This window comes from Vibrio antiquarius, from assembly GCF_000024825.1.
GTDB classification, from domain to species: domain Bacteria; phylum Pseudomonadota; class Gammaproteobacteria; order Enterobacterales; family Vibrionaceae; genus Vibrio; species Vibrio diabolicus.
In genome coordinates this window covers 1,263,358-1,281,399 of the sequence record NC_013457.1, presented here as the reverse complement: position 1 = coordinate 1,281,399, position 18,042 = coordinate 1,263,358, and the positions used below count along the sequence as shown (strand labels likewise).

The 18,042-nt window shown below is 46.7% G+C and carries 13 protein-coding genes; 4 read left to right on the top strand and 9 right to left on the bottom strand.

Annotated elements, in window-relative coordinates:
- Positions 1–101: 101 nt before the first annotated feature.
- Both VEA_RS20575 and VEA_RS20570 read left to right on the top strand, forming a co-directional pair.
- Positions 102–1,379, top strand: a complete 1,278-nt coding sequence (locus VEA_RS20575; protein ID WP_006740801.1) for a DUF1835 domain-containing protein — start codon at positions 102–104, stop codon at positions 1,377–1,379.
- Positions 1,380–1,769: 390 nt separating this feature from the next.
- Positions 1,770–3,074, top strand: a complete 1,305-nt coding sequence (locus VEA_RS20570) for a dicarboxylate/amino acid:cation symporter (protein ID WP_005397791.1) — start codon at positions 1,770–1,772, stop codon at positions 3,072–3,074.
- A gap of 104 nt (positions 3,075–3,178) precedes the next feature.
- On the opposite strand, the gene VEA_RS20565 is transcribed toward VEA_RS20570, so the two are convergent.
- The 4 genes from VEA_RS20565 to VEA_RS20550 all read right to left on the bottom strand — a co-directional run bounded on the left by VEA_RS20565 (position 3,179) and on the right by VEA_RS20550 (position 6,057).
- Entirely contained in the window at positions 3,179–3,553 is a 375-nt protein-coding gene (locus tag VEA_RS20565; protein ID WP_005396742.1) for a YkvA family protein, read from the bottom strand.
- A 165-nt stretch (positions 3,554–3,718) separates the two neighbouring features.
- Positions 3,719–4,843, bottom strand: coding sequence for a M20 family metallopeptidase (locus tag VEA_RS20560; RefSeq protein ID WP_006740802.1), 1,125 nt, complete (start codon positions 4,841–4,843; stop codon positions 3,719–3,721).
- 9 nt (positions 4,844–4,852) lie between these two features.
- Positions 4,853–5,320 carry a YjiG family protein gene (locus VEA_RS20555; RefSeq protein ID WP_005396746.1) on the bottom strand — a complete coding sequence of 156 codons (468 nt, stop codon included), beginning with the start codon at positions 5,318–5,320 and terminating at the stop codon, positions 4,853–4,855.
- The gene (locus VEA_RS20550) at positions 5,320–6,057 is read right to left on the bottom strand and encodes a nucleoside recognition domain-containing protein (RefSeq protein WP_006740803.1); all 738 of its coding nucleotides are present in this window, start codon (positions 6,055–6,057) and stop codon (positions 5,320–5,322) included. Before VEA_RS20550 ends, VEA_RS20555 begins: the two co-directional genes overlap by 1 nt.
- Positions 6,058–6,505: 448 nt before the next feature.
- Between VEA_RS20550 and VEA_RS23645 the strand changes: the two genes are divergently transcribed.
- Together VEA_RS23645 and VEA_RS20545 are read left to right on the top strand one after the other, a co-directional pair.
- The gene (locus tag VEA_RS23645) at positions 6,506–6,793 is read left to right on the top strand and encodes a hypothetical protein (protein ID WP_006740804.1); all 288 of its coding nucleotides are present in this window, start codon (positions 6,506–6,508) and stop codon (positions 6,791–6,793) included.
- Positions 6,794–6,889: 96 nt separating this feature from the next.
- Positions 6,890–7,606, top strand: a complete 717-nt coding sequence (locus VEA_RS20545) for a DsbA family protein (protein WP_006740805.1) — start codon at positions 6,890–6,892, stop codon at positions 7,604–7,606.
- Positions 7,607–7,673: 67 nt separating this feature from the next.
- Here the strand turns inward: VEA_RS20545 and VEA_RS20540 are convergent, their stop codons facing one another.
- The 5 genes from VEA_RS20540 to VEA_RS20520 form a co-directional block, all read right to left on the bottom strand.
- Positions 7,674–9,734 carry an alpha-amylase gene (locus VEA_RS20540; protein ID WP_006740806.1) on the bottom strand — a complete coding sequence of 687 codons (2,061 nt, stop codon included), beginning with the start codon at positions 9,732–9,734 and terminating at the stop codon, positions 7,674–7,676.
- 180 nt (positions 9,735–9,914) lie between these two features.
- Entirely contained in the window at positions 9,915–10,592 is a 678-nt protein-coding gene (gene mtgA / locus VEA_RS20535) for a monofunctional biosynthetic peptidoglycan transglycosylase (RefSeq protein ID WP_006740807.1), read from the bottom strand.
- Positions 10,593–10,743: 151 nt separating this feature from the next.
- Positions 10,744–12,939, bottom strand: coding sequence for a 1,4-alpha-glucan branching protein GlgB (gene glgB, locus VEA_RS20530; protein ID WP_230198158.1), 2,196 nt, complete (start codon positions 12,937–12,939; stop codon positions 10,744–10,746).
- Between the two features lie 282 nt (positions 12,940–13,221).
- Positions 13,222–15,402, bottom strand: a complete 2,181-nt coding sequence (gene malQ, locus VEA_RS20525; RefSeq protein WP_006740809.1) for a 4-alpha-glucanotransferase — start codon at positions 15,400–15,402, stop codon at positions 13,222–13,224.
- Between the two features lie 117 nt (positions 15,403–15,519).
- Entirely contained in the window at positions 15,520–17,973 is a 2,454-nt protein-coding gene (locus VEA_RS20520; RefSeq protein ID WP_005396762.1) for a glycogen/starch/alpha-glucan phosphorylase, read from the bottom strand.
- Between the last annotated feature and the right edge of the window lie 69 nt (positions 17,974–18,042).

Here is an 18,042-nt window from a genome sequence, read left to right as displayed (position 1 = left end):
GGCAACTCTTCTACCCTGCTCGGTGTAGCAGGCACAATCTGTTTTTACCTTCTTTTTAGCTTCTATTTAGGCGAGTGTGGAAGAGATAAGAAAGGTGAAAAATGAACTCTACAAATAGCTTCTTAATCAACATTAACCAACAAAAATCCGTTGCTAAAAAAAGGCTCAAAGCTATACGTCAACACGATGATGAGATGTTGGATCGAGTTAAGCGATTTCACTCCAAACCAGAATCATTAGCTCCCAATACAATTCAATTAGATGACGTTCAACATTCGCTAGCCAGAGAATTAGGTTTACCAAGTTGGAGTAAATTAAAAGCGCATGTCGAAGAGTTAGAAGCTCACAAAGACGCCATCAAAAAACACTTCCCTCCTCTTGATAGCGAACTAAAAACGCTCCATGTCCGCTGTGGGCATGATATTCAGCAACGGCTTAAAGACAGCGGATTCGAGGGGACATTTTTAGCCCTGATAGATCCGCTTTGTATGGGTCCAATCCCAGCAACACCACAAAACTTCCTTGCCATTCGTGCCCAATATGTCGTAGAGACTCTGCTGCCCGTGATGAAGCGTGAGGATTCAGTGCAAGATATTGTCAAATTTGAGCAAGCTAATATTGATACGCTGCTCAGTGATACATTTGAACGAATCGTCTTTTGGGTCGAACATGACAGCTATGACCAATTAATGCTGCTTCGTGCCCTAACGTTGTTAGAGAATGTAGAAAACAAGGTGATAGAGATCATTGAGTTGAACCAGTTTCCGGGCACTGAGCGATTCATCGGCTTTGGGCAGTTGCCTGAAGAAGCTATTCGTTCTTGTTGGCGATACCGTAAACCCGTGACAGCCAAATTATTCAGTCAGGCTAAACATTCCTGGCACGCTGTCACATCACCGACACCCATCTCTATGGTTAATTTGATCGAGCAGCATGATCTAGATTGCTTACCCAATATGCTCAACGTGCTAATACGCCATATGCAAGAGTTACCTCATTCACAAACAGGATTAAGCTTGACTCAGCAGATTGCATTAGAGGTCCTAAGTTCTCAAAATCGTTCAATTCTCATCAAAGATTGGTTTGAGCAATATCAACAACGTGAACCTCTACCTTACTTGGGCGATGTGATGTTTTACGCCTTACTCCTCCCTCTAGCACAATGTCAAACGCCTTTAATCACGATTGAGTCACGTGAAAGGGACTGGTGGGAACAGAGCGTCCATATAACTGAGGCTGGTCAGCATTGTTTGGAAGGCTTCATGCTAGCGAAGCAATGCTATTGGGTTGGGGGTATTAGCAATACCAATCAGAATTATTGGAGTTGGGATCACCTCCAATTATCTACATTGACCAACCATCATTGGTTCAGCGGATAGGTAACATAAGCAGGGGCATAGACGGCTCGTTAGCCCCTTGTGTTCAGCCCAACACAAAAACAGTCAAAAAGAGACGGCTTCTAGCCTGAATAAAATCTAGATAGTTATGCAAGAGCAACACTCCTTAGAGATAATATGCACTCCATTTACTACCAAAAATAAATGTAAACACTCCTTCGTATCGGTTGTATGTTCGATAAAAGTGTTAAAATACAAACTTTTCGGCCAGTCAAATAGTTAAGGTTTGGTTAAAACTCTATTTTTATTAGTGATAAAGTTCACATCTATTAACCATTTAGAGGATTATTCTTTCGTATTTTCTCACTCCACTGCTACTCTGCTCGCCGCTTTGAAGTGAACTCAAGGTGCATAACTATAAGGAGTGTTCTCATGAATACCAAGAAACCGATGTCGCTAACCAGCCGCGTAATTTTGGGTATGGTAGCGGGTATCTTGACAGGATTTGCAATTCGCACACTTTTTGCCGGCAACGGATTTGTCGACGCATACATTGTTAATGGATTATTTGAAGTTGGTGGACAGATCTTCGTCGCCAGCTTAAAAATGCTCGTAGTCCCTCTAGTGTTTGTTTCACTAGTTTGTGGTACTAGCTCCCTCAAAGACCTTTCTACACTGGGTCGCATGGGTGGTAAAACCCTCGCTTTCTACGTTACGACAACGGCTATCGCGATTACGCTTGCTCTAACTATGGGTACTCTGTTCCAGCCAGGTGCTGGCGCTGACCTAACCGCAGCAAGTTCATTCAAATCAGCAGAAGCACCATCTTTGGGTCAGGTGATCATCGATATGTTCCCAACCAACCCTATCAGTGCGATGGCTGAAGGTAAAACCCTGCAAGTTATTGTGTTTGCGGTGCTATTTGGTATCGCGATCAGCGCAGCAGGCAAACCTGGTGAACGTATTGCAGCGTTCTTCTCTGATCTGAATGAAGTGATCATGAAACTGGTTGCGATTTTGATGAACTTGGCACCTTATGGTGTGTTCTTCTTAATGGCGAAGCTATTTACAGGCCTTGGTCTGGGCGCGATCGTCAATCTGGCAGAGTACTTCTTAGTACTGGCGGGTACGCTTGTCCTGCACGGCCTAGTCACTTACAGCTTAATGTTAAAAGGTTTCACTGGTCTAAATCCAATTACGTTCCTACGTAAGATGGAAGACGCGATCATGTTTGCTTTCTCGACCGCATCATCAAACGCGACGATTCCAGTGACAATGGAAACGGCTAAGCACCGTATGGGGGTTGAGAACCGCGTATCATCGTTCACAGTACCACTTGGTGCAACCGTGAACATGGACGGTACGGCGATCATGCAAGGTGTCGCAACCGCCTTTATTGCTCAAGCCTTCAATATTGATTTAACTATGGGCGATTACCTCATGGTAATCATGACAGCTACATTGGCATCTATCGGTACTGCGGGTGTCCCTGGTGTTGGCCTTGTAATGCTAGCCATGGTATTGAACCAAGTTGGTCTGCCGCTTGAAGGTATCGCGCTCATCATGGGCGTTGACCGTCTTCTTGATATGATTCGTACCGCGGTAAACATCACTGGTGACAGTGCAGTTACCGTCATTGTCGCAAAATCAGAAGGTGCATTGGATGAAGCTCGCTTCAACGATCCAATGGCAGGCGTAGCCGAAGAAGAAGTGCATCTTAAACGCGCTGACGCCTAAATCGTTCTACGATTACCATTCTGAAATTATATAGTCCTGTCTAAAAGAAAGCCCCGATGGAAACATCGGGGCTTTTGTTTTCTCCGCGTCTAGAAATGCTCTTTCTAATCCGCCATCGAATTCAGTTTTTCTCTAGCTTGCTCTTCGTGTTCTTCAGTAATGGCATTGCCAACAGAGTTGGCGGCTAAGGTAAGCGCTGCCATGTCATCGGTAAAGCCGACTCCTGCTAGTACATCTGGCACCATATCGGTGGGTAATACGAAGTAAGCCAATGCGCCACCTAAAATCGCCTTATGGCGAACGGCGGTGTTGGAATCTGTCATCGCGAGCCATGATTTGATGCCCATAACGGCAATTTCTTCACCCGCTTTCTTAACCGACCCTTTCATTTTGCGCCAGAATGTTTTCTCATCTGGCGCTTGCATCGTTTGATCTTTGGCGTCTTTCGGCGCCGATTTTACAGACATTGTTGTGCTCATCGTTGCCTCCGAAATTTATGACTGTGGCCAACATATTAATAAATCGAACCTGAACGCAAGATTAATAACAAGAAATGATAGTAAAGTGAAACAAAAACACAGATAGAAAAATCCCCAAACCGAAGTCTGGGGATCGTGATGTTGGGAACTAAGTTGTTGAGTGCGCTACTGAGCTATCTTCTCCAGTACACGCATCAGCATTTTGATACGTGGTTCGATAGACTCAAGCAACAAGTACTCTTGGTCACTGTGGAAACCTGCACCGATAGGTCCTAGACCATCCAAAGTTGGAATGCCAAGAATTGCCGTATTGTTTGCATCAGAGCCGCCACCCACTTCTTTCCAGTTGATGTCGATAGCCAGTTCACTTGCTGCGTCTTCAACTAATGCCATCAGACTTTCAGTTCGCGCGCTTGGCACCATAGAAGGCTTGTAAGCTTCACGAACCAACTCGATGCTAACGCCATCAACGAATGGTGTTTCCAGCATGCCGTTTAGCTTGCTATCGACATCATCGTACTCATCGTTATTCCAGAAACGCACATCCACAATCGCTTCTGCATGTTCAGGGACGATGTTTGCGCCGTTACCGCCAGACACAATACCCACGTTTAATGTGGTGCCAGATTCGAAGTTCGTCATGGCATTGATTGCGAGAATCCAGTTCGCCATCTCGGTAATTGCACTGCGGCCATTTTCTGGCTCGTTGCCAGCGTGGGCCGCCACGCCGTTAAACGTGATTTTGTAACGCGCCATGCCTTTTCGCGCTTTGACTAAACCGCCGTCTGCACGTGCTGCTTCTGCCACCAATACGTTCTTCGCATTTTTTGCAACAGATTGAATCCAGTCGACCGAATCTAACGATCCGGTTTCTTCGTCTGGGTTCATGCAGATACAAATCGACAGTTTATCCAACACCGCTTGGTCGAGGTTACGCATCGCGTACACAATATTCAGCAAGCCAGATTTCATGTCCGAGACACCCGGACCGTACGCTTTTTCAGGGTCTTGAGACATAGGACGTAATCCAGCGGTACCGACAGGGAACACTGTATCCATGTGACCAATCAGCATCACGTCAACTTGCTCAGCTTCAGGCTTGTTTCGAACTTCAAGACCGATACCCGCTCTGCCACAGTCGATGCGTTTTACGCTCCAACCTGACATCGCTTGGTACTTCTCTTCAAATTGAGAAGCGATGAACTCAATGCCATCAGTGGTGTACGTACCACAATCGACATTAATGAGAGGACGAAGTTCCTCGAGATATTCATTGAGAGAAAACTGCATGATTGCTCCTTAAACAAACAAGTTCATGACTAGCATTGCGCCAAATGCGTTCAATACGGAAATCGCAATCATGACTGGGATGTAACGACCTTCAGTACCGATAGGTCCCATAATTCGACCCATGTACTGAACCTGTGAGCCCATTAGGTAAATTGCAGGTGCAAGAATCGCGATGTGCGTACCATTCAAGATGCCTTGGTCAAACAATGTGATAACCACGCCAACTGCGCCGCCCATCGACATCCAAGCACCAATCAGCACCGCAGCTGCTTCACCTGGCAAACCAAAAACTGCCATTACTGGAGAAAACACCGAGCCCATCAAATCCAACGCGCCAGTAATCTGCAACGCTTTAATGATGACAAACGCCATAAGAACGTTAGGCACGGTTGATGTTGTCGCAATAACCCAGCCTTTTTTAGCGCCTTCAACGAAAATATCCGTCACCATCGGCTTACTTGCTTTTACGTCACTCATTACGCCGTCTCCTCTTTTAAGTTCTCAGATTTGCTTTGATCTTGCTTGTCTTCTTTACCTTCTGTGATGTTCAGGTAGATACGGAATAAGTTCGCACCCACGATTTTGAACAAGAACATCACCACAACCGCCAAACCAATAGAAGACGTTACGGCAAGCAAGCCATCCGCCATCGTCAGCGTAAACAGCACCGCCCCTGAGGAGAAAAAGTTAACAATGGTGGCACCAGCGGTGAACTGGAACATAGTGAACACATCGGTTTCGCGTTTGGTAAGATGGCCTTCATCTTTAAGCTGACGAGTCATCGCCGCACCTGCATCGGTACTTTGTAGAGAAGCAATCAGAGCCAGACCAGAGTTACCTGGGATGCCCATTAGAGGACGTAGAAGAGGAGTAAGAAGCTTACGAGCTGCTTCAAGCGCGCCATAGTGCTCAAGTACATTGATCATACCCAGTGCGAACATAACGGTAGGAATCAAAGTAAGTGCAAAAATGAAACCGTCACGTGCACCGCTACCACCAGTACCACGAAGCGACGTTGTTGCAACTTGCACACCGTCAGCCGTTTCGGTGACGCCATAAGCCACCTTGCCGAAAGAGCCATTCAACGTGGTGAAATCAAATACGCCATACCATTCATTCGATTGCATGAGACCAGAAAAGAAGACGACAGCAAACGCCAGTGCAACGTAGCACCCCAGCGTAACCTTGCGCTCGGTTTGAACAGGATTTTTCATAACATTACCTACACATGTGGGACAGGACACATATGTTCACTCGAATAATGTGCTAGAGAGATGATCAAAATCAATCCGCCTGCCGAACATTCTAGCGACTCAGTTATGAAGTTTTGTTTTATGATTTTAATCACATTTGAAAGATAATAAAAATTTGTGCTAACAATTAGGTATATTAATCTATATCGATACCTCAGGACTTCTTCATCAACCCGACCAATGATTCTGACGAATATTGCTTTCTACAACATTCATGACGTACTTCATACTTTGGCATTGAGGCGATATCGATTAACTCGAAAGTAACATTCCATAATGAAATTTAGGTTAGGATTGTCCGGTCATATGCAAACGGATTAAACCAGAATCAACAGGACTAGGCAGCCCATTGTTACGCTCACAACCTAAAATAGCCAAGTGGACACTCGCCCTCGTGTTTTGGGTGGTGATGGTATGTTTAAGCCAAAACTCCGGCTTCTCGAAAAGCTGCCCTAAGGCTCACCAAATACAGAGTCAGCAAGATGAAAGTGTGAATTTATCACCATCTTGCGACCTTTCAGAGAAGCTGGTTCAAGCGTACCAACACCAGTTGGACCATATTCTTATTCCATTTTTTCTGTTTGCTTTGATTGTGGCGCTGCCGATGGCATCCACAGCAATTCATTATCTGGAATACACAGAACCGATATCGGAAAAGTATCGGGTTCACCTAAAACTTTGCGTGTTTAGAGAATAAACCTAGCAAGGCGAAAGACCTTATCGCCTGACTTTTGTACGTATTTTATTCACTTCACATAACAAACAACGAAATCTAAAAGTTTTAGGAAATATTATGACATTCACTCGTACACTTTTGACGTTAATGATGGCTATCGTACCTGCCGTATCTTTCGCATCAGAAAAGACCGCAGAACAAAAGCTAGAGGAAGTTACTCAGATACTAAAAGAGAATCCTCAAATTCTTGATTCATTGCACCAAAACCTTCAAGAGTACATTGCGTATCAACAGTCATTTGGAGACACCTTGAAGGAGGTTCGTCACTATCTAAGTGATGGCAAACATTCCTCTTTTGGAGCTGAAAACCCTGAGTTAACCATTATTAACGTAACGGACTACAGTTGCCCTTTTTGTAAACGTTTAGAAGGAGAACTGGTCAAAGTTGGCAAAGAATATCCGCAGATAAAAGTGCTTAACCTCAATGTCTCTTTTAAAGAACAATACGAGAAAAACGGCTACAACTCGGCAAGTTACGCATTAAATGTTTGGCAAAACCAGCGAGATAAGTACGAACAAGTGCATGAGTTACTGGTGAAAAAACCGGGCGCACATGATGCACGTTCGTTAAAACAAATCGCGAAAAAAACGGGGACAGAAGCGCAGCTTGTCGACGACAAAGAGACCAAAGCGCTGCTTGATAAAAACTATCAGTATTTCACGCAACTTGGTTTACGCGGCACGCCCGCGTTGATCATTAATGATCAAGTCATTCCTGGCTATGTGCCGTTTGACGAGCTAGAAAAAGTCATCGACCAAGAACTGGCGAACTAAAACAACAAAGCCCTTCCTTGATAACTCAAGGAAGGGCTTTTTATTTATCGACATAAAGAGCGTTTAGTTACTTATCACGTCCTACAAACGCCACGACGACTTTGTCATTGCCAAGCGAACGAGAGAAAACGTACGCGCCTTCCTGTTCAATCACTCGATGCTGACCTGCGCCAATGGCAGGGTGTGCTTGACGGAACTGACCAAGGGTTTGCCAATGTTTGAGCAGCGCTTGCTTCTCATCCGATAGTTTCCAAACCATGTCTGAACGTGTGCCTTGGTGGAAATCATCCGCGTAAGGACCAATGTTACGACCCACTTCATCACCGTAGTAAACCTGAACAGCACCTGGGCTCAGAAGCAGTGCATTCGCGGCGTTACGCTGCATGCCGTGGTCTTTGAAGCGAGAGAAGAACAACTCGGTATCGTGGGAAGACATGTAGCTCACTGGGTTGAAGTCTTTCTCGTTCGCGATAGTTTCCGCATAGCTTTGGTAAGTGTCTGCCATTTGGCTAAAGCACGCCGCGCCTTTGTCTAGCTTCTTCTGCATATCGAAGTTGATCAACGCGTCAAAACCATCATCGAAATAAGGGCTGCGATACGCGGTGTGTCCCCAGACTTCGCCCATCATCCAGAACGGCTGACCTGATTTGCCATTTTCTTTACGCCACTGTTCTAAGCTGTTCGATGCTTCTTCTTTTAGACGCTTCCAAACTTCACCTTCGACGTGTTTCACCGTATCGACGCGATAGCCATCAATGCCGAAGCGTTTCACCCAATCGGTTTGCCACTCAATCAAGTAATCCGCCACGGTGTAGTTGTCACGAGCTTCTACGCGAGTGCCAGGGTTATCTAATAGCCACTGAGCTGGTTTTACAGCTTTGCCTTGTTCAGTGATAAAGTCAGGCAGCCCCGCCAATGACATGGTGATGTCGCTACTGCCCGGAGCTGGGTAACCTGGCAAGCCGGTTCTTACCCAATCACCGCCCCACCATTTAGCCCAGTTCGGACTCTGATAATCAATATTCTGGTGATAGCTATGCCAATTTTCACCCGCTTTTGGTTGCCAGTCGCCCCATTTCTTGGGCAGATCGGCATTAGGCTTTAACACATCGATACCATCGAACTGTAGATCCGCCAATGTTGAGTAACCAGAATGGTTGATAACCGCATCCATCAAGACTTTGAGGCCACGTTTGTGCGCCTCTTCCACCAGCGTTTTCAAATCTTCTTCGTTACCGAAGTTCTCATCAATCTTGGTGAAATCGCGCGTCCAGTAGCCGTGGTATGCATAAAACGGAAATGAACCACTATCGCCACCACCGACAAAGCCGTGCACTTGCTCAACGATTGGCGACAACCAAATCGCGTCTGTACCTAGGCTCTTAATGTAATCCAGTTTCTCAATCACGCCTTTAAGGTCACCGCCGTGGAAAGTACCTATCTCTTCTTTGCCGTCTTTTTTGCGACCATAACTGTTGTCGTTACTTGCGTCTGCGTTGTTGAAACGGTCAACCATCACGAAGTAAATGTTCGCGTTTCGGTAATCAAATAGCACCGCTTCTTTGGTTTTCTGTACAGGCTCTAAAAGCACTAGGCCGCCAGAGTCTTTGCTTGGCGTCAGCGATACTTGCTGATCTTTTACTTCGACCATTTGACCAGAATAGGCATCACGCAACTTGGTACCATCTGGGAAACTATCACCTAACGCAATGGTGACTTCTCCGCCTTGGTAAACCTCACATTGCACTTGTGGGATTGGGCGTTTAAATTCAGTTTTGGCGGCTTTCTTAGGTTCACGCTTAAAACGCAGTGTTTTGGCTTCTGCATCAAAAGCAAAAGAGTAATCGCCGGTAAAGCGGATTTTTAACGGCAGTTCCGTTGGTTTTCCGCAGTTCAGCGCAAGAGGTTTGTTGAACTTCACTTTCTGACCATCGGGTGCAACGCAATCACCTTCAACGCCCGTGATTTTAAGCGTGTATCCGTCTTTGGTTAGAGGCACAACCAAAGGCTGCTCTGCACTTAGCGGGAAGTCACGGCTGTTGGTCGTGGTAGAAATGGTGATGTTAGGCTCGGCGATGGCACCTGCCGACGCAAGCAGTAAAGTAGTGGTAATCAGGTTCAGTTTCATCGTTCAGTCCATTGGCAGCACATGGTAACCATGCACATTTATTAGTTTTATTCACACTAATTGTGCCTAGATAAGAAACTGAACACATCATTCTAATTGCCTACGCCCCAAAGGTTGTGACGCTTCACATTTTATTGATATAGGGGCGTAGTTCTATTTAAGCGCAATGGATTGAGGGAGTTAAAGTTGCACGCTGCCAAGATTGCTCATTTGGTTCATCGCCCATCTTGTGCGGCGAGCAGTGTAATCACTTTGTGGGTAGACTTTGATTCGATATGGGTTTGGCAACACCACGGCTAAACGCGCTGCTTGCCACTTCGAGAGTTGCTTTGCACTGACACCAAAATAATTCTGCGCCGCCGCTTCTGCACCGTAAATACCGGGACCAAATTCAATCACATTTAGATACACTTCGAGAATGCGCTCTTTACTCCACATCAGCTCCATCAGCAAAGCAAAGTAAAGCTCGTAAGCCTTGCGAGCGTAGGAGTGAGAAGGAAACAAAAACACATTTTTCGCGGCTTGTTGGGTAATCGTGCTCGCGCCTCTCGACGGGCCATTGTCACCTGCCTCGGCAATCACGTCGAATAGCGATTCGAAGTCCAATCCATAGTGATGAGGGAATTTTTGGTCTTCGGTCGCAATCACCGCTAACTGCATATTTTTTGAAATACGTGACAAGGGTACCCATTCGTGTTGGCTGCTGTCTGGATAGTTCTTTGGTGGCACAACAATGCGGCTTAACTTCCATCCCCATATTGGCGGATCGACATATTTCACCACACCAACCAAAACGACTGGGGCGATCAGCAATATCAACACCATTTTAAATAGAAATGACTTAAGCCTTTTCAACATGTGTAGTTCCCCAATGCATTAGCGATTGATGATAAACAAACCAGCGAGCTTGCCTGATTCAATCAGGAACAACAAGTTTTTGAGGTAAAAAATAGGTCAAAAAAAGCCCGATTTACAATGTAAAACGGGCTTAGAATTTGATTAGACTGAATTATTTATTCAGCTTGTAGAACACGGTTGAAAGTGGAGGCAAACGAAGCTCAAGTGATTGAGGCAGTGATTCACTTTCGACTTTTTCCGTTTTCACACTAGTCAGCACTTTAAAATCGCTGCCGCCGTATTTGCTGTCGTCCGTGTTCAGCAGTAGTTCGTATTGACCTGCATTTGGAACACCTAAACGGAAACGCTCGTGTGGTACGGGCGTAAAGTTGGTGATGATGAGAATACGCTCACCCTCTTTACTGATACGCTCGTGCGCTAGGATGCTTGCATCTGCCTCGTCTTGTAGACGCCACTCAAAACCAGCAGGAACACAATCTTGATCGTGCATCGCCGCTTCATTGCGGTACAAGTGGTTCAAATCGCGCATCAGCTTTTGAACGCCTTGATGACGTTCGTATTCCAGCAAGAACCATTGCAACTGATCATCGTGGTTCCACTCCGCCGTTTGGCCGATTTCCGCGCCCATGAAGTTCAGCTTTTTGCCCGGTTGACCATACATGTAACCGTAGTATGCACGTAGGTTTGCGGTTTGCTGCCATTCATCGCCCGGCATCTTGTTGTGAATAGAACCTTTGCCGTACACCACCTCGTCGTGAGAGAGAGACAAGACGTAGTTCTCGCTATGCGCATAAACTAACGGGAATGTGATGGTATTGTGGTGGTATTTGCGGTGAACAGGATCTTCTTTGATGTATGAAAGACTGTCGTGCATCCACCCCATATTCCACTTGAAGCCAAAGCCTAACCCACCCATAAAGGTTGGCGCAGACACACCCGGAAACGCCGTTGACTCTTCCGCAATCGTCATCGCATTCGGGAAGTGCTTGTACACTTCTTCGTTCATCCATTTTAAGGTTGCGATTGCGTCGTAGTTTTCGTTACCACCGTCGACGTTCGGTACCCACTGATCGTGACTACGTGAATAATCGAGATAGAGCATCGATGCGACTGCGTCCACGCGAATGCCATCAATATGGAATTGTTCAAACCAATACAGCGCATTCGATACAAGGAAGCGACGCACATGCTCACGGCCTAAATCATAGATGTATGAGTTCCAATCTTGGTGCCAACCGCGACGCGGATCCGGGTCGTGGAACAGCGGTGTGCCGTCAAAGTTTGCTAAACCGTGGTCATCCGATGGGAAGTGCGCCGGAACCCAATCCAGCACCACACCGATACCAGCTTGGTGACATGTATCCACGAAGAATTTGAAATCATCAGGTGAGCCAAAACGGCTGGTTGGCGCAAACAAGCCAACGGGTTGATAGCCCCATGAACCGTAGAATGGATGCTCAGACACAGGCATCAGCTCAACGTGGGTGTAGCCCATATCCACAAGGTATGGCACCAGCTGCTCCGCGAGTTCGCGGTAGTTGAGGAAATCGCCTTTCTCGTTGCGCTTCCATGACCCAGCATGCAGCTCATAAAACGATAACGCTTCATCACGCTTTTGTGTCACTGCGCGATTTTGCCATTTCGCATCTTGCCATTGGTAACGCTTGTGATCGTAAGTAATGGATGCGAACGATGGGTACTGCTCAGAGTAAAAACCCCAAGGGTCTTGTTTGTGTGGCAGCCCTTCCCCATTTGGCCCTTTGAGCTCAAATTTGTACTGAACGCCTTCTTCTAAGCCAGGAATGAACAAGCCCCAAATGCCATAATCTAAACGTTGCATTGGGTGACGACGACCGTCCCATTGGTTGAAGCAACCCACAAGGCTAACAGCCGATGCATGCGGTGCGTAGACAAGGAAGCGAACACCGGAGATGTTTTCACCGCCACGTTCTAGCGTGACAAAGTGTGCGCCCATATAGTGATACATGTCTTTGGGCGTATGCAGATGCTCGTACTCTTGGTAAATATTGTGGTACTGGTACGGGTCATCAATAATTTGTTCAACACCATTCCAATCGACCGCCAAACGGTAGTGGGTCAGGTGTAAATCGCGTTGCTCTTTTAAGATGAAACCGCTGTCGCCATCACGCTCAAGCGCCACGCGAGGTTCGCCATTAACAAGCAGTTCAACCTTGTTTGCGCCCGGCATCCACACTCGCAGCGATCCTTCGCCATCATCAATGAATGGCCCCAACGCCGAAAATGGGTCTGAGTAAGCCGCCTCAGCAAGCAGTTCGTATGCGCGTTCGTGTTGTTTCTTTATTTTCTTGGTTTTGGTGGTTTTCAAATCTTTCTCCCTAGAGCCAATATCCTTTTCAAGACCAGAAATCTGAATCAAACATCGGTTTCTCCACAGCCAACGTTGTGAACTCACAAAAGACTTCGCTTAAAACATGTATGCATCAAGCGATGTCAAAAACAAAAAATGCCCGCTATTGTCGCGGGCATAATAACGGTACTTCATCCTAACGGATTGTGTTTTCGGAATGAGTGACCTAGACGGAACTTTCGTACCTCTGAGCTAACAAAATTGGTAATCCGCTCATTCATCTACGTCACTCTACGCATCTTATTTGCTCGCCTGTGCGCGAACTTCAGTGAGGCGTTTGGAAATGCGATTCACATCTTCACGGCTGAAGATTTCATCTAGGTTCATCGACAATTTACGACGCCAGTTTGGATACTCATCCACGGTGCCAGGAATGTTGACCGGTTGATCCATTTCTAGCCAGTCTTCAAGCTGAACGCTAAGCAGTGCAGAGTCACCCGCTGCTACGTGCAGTTGCAGCGCTTCGCTTAGGTATGAATCCATTGGTACGAACTGCGCATCATGGCCAATGCCTTCTGGCAAGTAACCGTGCCAACGAACGCTGTCTAGGATGCCTTGTTTGCACTTCAAGCGATCAGCAAATAAGCCTTCCAACTGTTTTTCATCTGGGTACAGGCCAATCTCACGACCCATTTTCAAATCATCGCAGTGCCAGAAACCACGCAGGGTTGGCATGTCATGCGTACACAGTGCCGCCATCGATTGCTCTGCGTAGTGCTTCGGAGAAATGAACCCACCGTCTTCTTTCGATGTTTCGAAGAAGAACACTTTGTATGAGTGCACACCTGCATCGCGTAGGATATCGACGATTTCATCTGGCACAGTACCTAAGTCTTCACCAATCACAGAGCACTGATGACGGTGAGATTCAAGCGCTAGGATTGCGAGCATGTCTTCCACTGGGTAGTACAAGTAAGCGCCCTCTGTCGCCTTCTCGCCTTTTGGAATCCACCAAAGGCGAAGCAGGCCAAGTACGTGGTCGATACGCAGTGCACCACAGTGCTTCATGTTGGCACGTAACAACTTGATGTACGCGTCGTAACCCGTCGCTTCTAAAACTTGAGGGTTAAGCGGTGGCAGACCCCAGTTTTGACCCAGAGGACCAAGTACATCCGGCGGCGCACCGATACTTGCGTCTAACACTAAGTTACCGTCGTCGGCCCAAGTTTCACTACCTGAGTCGGCAACACCGACAGCAAGGTCACGGTACAAGCCCACAGCCATGCCTTTTTCTTCTGCCAGTGACTGCGCTTCTTTGATTTGATCGTCTGCGATCCACTGTAGGTACATGTACAAGTGAACGCGGTCTTGGTTGTCTTTGATGTATTTCTGAGTACCGGCTGCGTCGAATGTGCGGTATTTCTCAGGGAATACAGGCCAACCCCACATGTTTGAATCTTCTGCGTGTAAATCCGCATGAAGCGCATCGAATGCAGCTTGGTGTAACAAGCTGTCGCTACCTTTTTCTACAAAGTCCAAGAATGCACGAGCGCGGTCGGTGTTTTTGTCTAAATGGCGAGCTTTAAACTCACTAAACAGCAGCGGAAGAACGCTCATTTTCAGTTGCGAAACTTCTGTGTAGTTCACCCAATGAGAGTCACGTGCTTTTTGTAGACGCTGTTGAAACTCTGCACTGCCAACACGTTGCTGAGCTTCAGCACTCAGTGCGAATTCAGGTACAGAACTTACGTCGATGTACATGATATTCAACCAACGACGAGAAGACGGACTGTATGGGCTCGCGCCTTCTGGGTTCGCTGGGAACAGCGAGTGAATCGGGTTCAAACCAATGAAGTCACCGCCACGAGAAGCGATATCGCTCACCAACTGTTTTAGGTCACCAAAATCACCGATACCCCAGTTGTGCTGAGTACGCAGTGTGTAAAGCTGGATACTAGGACCCCATAGCTTTTTATGTTGGTTTAGATCGTCTTGTTTGAAACACGCTTTTGGCGTGATGATCAATGACATCTCGTAAGGCGTTTTACGACGCTTGCGACTGATGATCAGTTTGTGGTAACCCCATGCCAAGTTCTTTGGCAATGCAAACACTAGAGGGCCACCCTCAGCACGCTCATCACGAACAATTTGAGACTGAAGATAGCCTTCAAGTACCTCTCCTTGTTCTGTTTCTAAACGCCAGCTGAATTCACTCTCACGAGCACTCGTACCTAGGTTTAGTTCCACTTCGACTGGTTCGCCGTCGCGTAAAACAAGAACAGGGGCTAGTACGTCTTTTTTATGTTTCTTTTCAGCAGAAGCCAATAGTTTTTCATCGCTGCTAGTATCGTAGCCAAGCGAAGCGAGCAAGCGGCGTAGCGTCTCCTCAGACACTTTTGCCTCATCTCCCCAAGCACTGACATAGCTATCAGCCAATCTCGCCATTTCCGCGACTTTCTTTAATGCTGTTTGTTCTTTCATCGCTTTCTCCGAAGGTAATACCAACACCTTCCATGTAGGGTTTTATTGTTATCAATAACTTCTTTTGGAAAATGACCAAAGGTAGCGCTTGGCTACCTCGGTCTTAAGTCTGTTCTATTAACGGTGAACCGCTTTTAGTTTCCAGATGTTGTTCACATAGTCGCGAATTGAGCGATCTGAGGTGAACTTGCCGACAAGGGCGGTATTCAGAATGGCTTTCTTCGCCCAGCCAGCTTGGTCTTTGTATTGTTCGCTCATGTCTTCGTGCGCTTTCACGTAAGATGCGAAGTCCGCAAGACATAAGTACGGGTCACCGCCGTCTAGTAGGCTGTCGTACGTTGCACGCAGTAAGCCTGGTTGACCTGGAGTGAATTCTTCACCCAGTAGTAGGTCCATAGACGCTTTGAGTAGGTGATCCGCATTGTAGTAATCAAATGGGTTGTAACCTTGAGCTTTCAGCGCTTTCACACCTTCAACGTCTAGACCGAAGATGTAGATGTTCTCATCGCCTACTTCTTCACGAATCTCAACGTTAGCACCATCCATCGTACCGATCGTTAGGGCACCGTTAAGCGCCATCTTCATGTTACCAGTACCTGATGCTTCTTTACCCGCAAGTGAAATTTGTTGTGATACGTCCGCCGCAGGAATAATAATTTCAGCCATGCTCACACGGTAATCAGGAATGAAGACCACTTTCAGCTTGTTGCCGATGCGAGGGTCGTTGTTCACTTTCTCAGCAATCTTGTTAATAGCGAAAATGATTTCTTTCGCTAGGTGGTAACCCGGTGCCGCTTTCGCTGCGAAGAACACAACGCGAGGCACACATTCGAAGCCTGGTTCGTTAATAATGCGATGGTACAGAGACAGTACGTGTAGAAGGTCTAAGTGCTGACGCTTGTACTCGTGCAGACGCTTGATTTGAACATCGAAGATCGCATTAGTATCGAGTTCGATACCCATGTTCTCTTTCACCCAGTTAGCTAGGCGTTCTTTGTTCTCTTTCTTCACTGCCATGAATTCTTTCTGGAATTTCTCGTCAGTGGCGTACTTAGCGATGCCTTCTAGTTGCTCTAGTTTCGCTGGCCATTCTGGACCGACTTTCTCTGTGATTAGCTTAGAAAGACCTGGGTTACAGAACTTCAACCAACGACGTGGCGTAATACCGTTCGTTACGTTGTGTAGACGTGTTGGGTACATTTCGTGGAACTCTGGGAATAGGTCTTTCTTAACCAATTCAGAGTGAAGTGCCGCTACACCGTTTACTGCGTAAGAGCCAATTACACATAGGTTTGCCATGCGAACCATGCGGTGGAAACCTTCTTCGATGATAGAAAGCTTCTGTTGTTTCGCGACATCACCCGGCCACATTGCACGTACGTCTTGTAGGAAGCGGTGGTTGATCTCGTAAATGATCTCCATGTGACGTGGTAGTAGGTGCTGAATTAGCGACTCTGGCCATGTCTCTAGTGCTTCTGGAAGTAGCGTGTGGTTTGTGTACGCGAATGTTTGAGAGCTGATTTCCCAAGCCGCTTCCCAAGTTAGACCTTTTTCGTCCATCAGGATGCGCATTAGCTCAGGAATCGCAATCGTTGGGTGCGTATCGTTAAGCTGGATAGTCTCTTGCTTCGGTAGATCCGCTAGCGAGTAGCCAGCTGCTTCGTGGCGACGTAGGATGTCACGTACAGACGCAGCTGAGTGGAAGTACTGTTGCATTAGACGCAGTGTTTTACCTTTCTCGTGGTTGTCGTTCGGGTAAAGCACTTTAGTGATGTTGCCCGCGTCGATCAGTGCGTGCTGCGCTTCGAAGTAGTCACCGTTGTTAAAACTTGCTAGCGAGAATGGTGCAATTGCCTGACATTCCCAAAGACGTAGCGGGTAAACCGTGTCTGATTCGTAACCTACGATTGGTAGATCCCAAGGCATTGCTCTTACAGACATGCCAGGAACCCATTTGCGAACTTCTTTACCGTTCTCGTTAACCACTTCAACGTGACCGTAGAAACCGATCTCTTGTGCAAGTTCTGGACGAGCAATTTCCCAAGGGTAGCCTTCTACACCACGCCATGCGTCAGGTGCTTCTTGCTGGCGACCATCTTTGAAAGACTGTTTGAACAAACCGTATTCGTAGTGCAAGCCGTAACCGACGGTTGGGAATTCTTGTGCCGCACATGAATCCATGAAACATGCCGCTAGACGACCAAGACCACCGTTACCCAGTGATGGGTCACGTTCTTCTTCTAGCAGGTCAGTTAGGTTGTAACCCAGTTCAGCCATTGCTTCTGTTACTTGTTCGTACAGACCCATGCTGATTAGGTTGTTACCCGTCAAACGACCGATAAGGAATTCTAGAGAAAGGTAGTTAACGCTCTTCGCACTTTTAATGCGTGGATCTTCTTCAGTAGCAAGCAAATCTAAAGTAGTGAACTCAGCCAGTGCATGACCCATTGCTAGGTACCAAGCGCGGCTGTCTGCGTTTTCAATCGTGTGAGCGTAAGTTACAGATAGGTGTTTCTTTACGCTTTCTTGGAACGACTTCTTGTCAAATTGTTTTTGTTGAGTAGGTTTCATTACGAAATTCTCACGTCTTTTGGTAATTCATCTGCCATACATCGTGCATTTACCTCTGTGAATAAACAT

What these genes read in the sequence shown, in the direction of transcription:
- VEA_RS20575 (WP_006740801.1), top strand. Translation starts at nt 102, where the DNA reads ATGAACTCTACAAATAGCTTCTTAATCAACATTAACCAACAAAAATCC.
- VEA_RS20570 (WP_005397791.1), top strand. Translation starts at nt 1,770, where the DNA reads ATGAATACCAAGAAACCGATGTCGCTAACCAGCCGCGTAATTTTGGGT.
- VEA_RS20565 (WP_005396742.1), bottom strand. Translation starts at nt 3,553, where the DNA reads ATGAGCACAACAATGTCTGTAAAATCGGCGCCGAAAGACGCCAAAGAT.
- VEA_RS20560 (WP_006740802.1), bottom strand. Translation starts at nt 4,843, where the DNA reads ATGCAGTTTTCTCTCAATGAATATCTCGAGGAACTTCGTCCTCTCATT.
- VEA_RS20555 (WP_005396746.1), bottom strand. Translation starts at nt 5,320, where the DNA reads ATGAGTGACGTAAAAGCAAGTAAGCCGATGGTGACGGATATTTTCGTT.
- VEA_RS20550 (WP_006740803.1), bottom strand. Translation starts at nt 6,057, where the DNA reads ATGAAAAATCCTGTTCAAACCGAGCGCAAGGTTACGCTGGGGTGCTAC.
- VEA_RS23645 (WP_006740804.1), top strand. Translation starts at nt 6,506, where the DNA reads ATGGTATGTTTAAGCCAAAACTCCGGCTTCTCGAAAAGCTGCCCTAAG.
- VEA_RS20545 (WP_006740805.1), top strand. Translation starts at nt 6,890, where the DNA reads ATGACATTCACTCGTACACTTTTGACGTTAATGATGGCTATCGTACCT.
- VEA_RS20540 (WP_006740806.1), bottom strand. Translation starts at nt 9,734, where the DNA reads ATGAAACTGAACCTGATTACCACTACTTTACTGCTTGCGTCGGCAGGT.
- mtgA (WP_006740807.1), bottom strand. Translation starts at nt 10,592, where the DNA reads ATGTTGAAAAGGCTTAAGTCATTTCTATTTAAAATGGTGTTGATATTG.
- malQ (WP_006740809.1), bottom strand. Translation starts at nt 15,402, where the DNA reads ATGAAAGAACAAACAGCATTAAAGAAAGTCGCGGAAATGGCGAGATTG.
- VEA_RS20520 (WP_005396762.1), bottom strand. Translation starts at nt 17,973, where the DNA reads ATGAAACCTACTCAACAAAAACAATTTGACAAGAAGTCGTTCCAAGAA.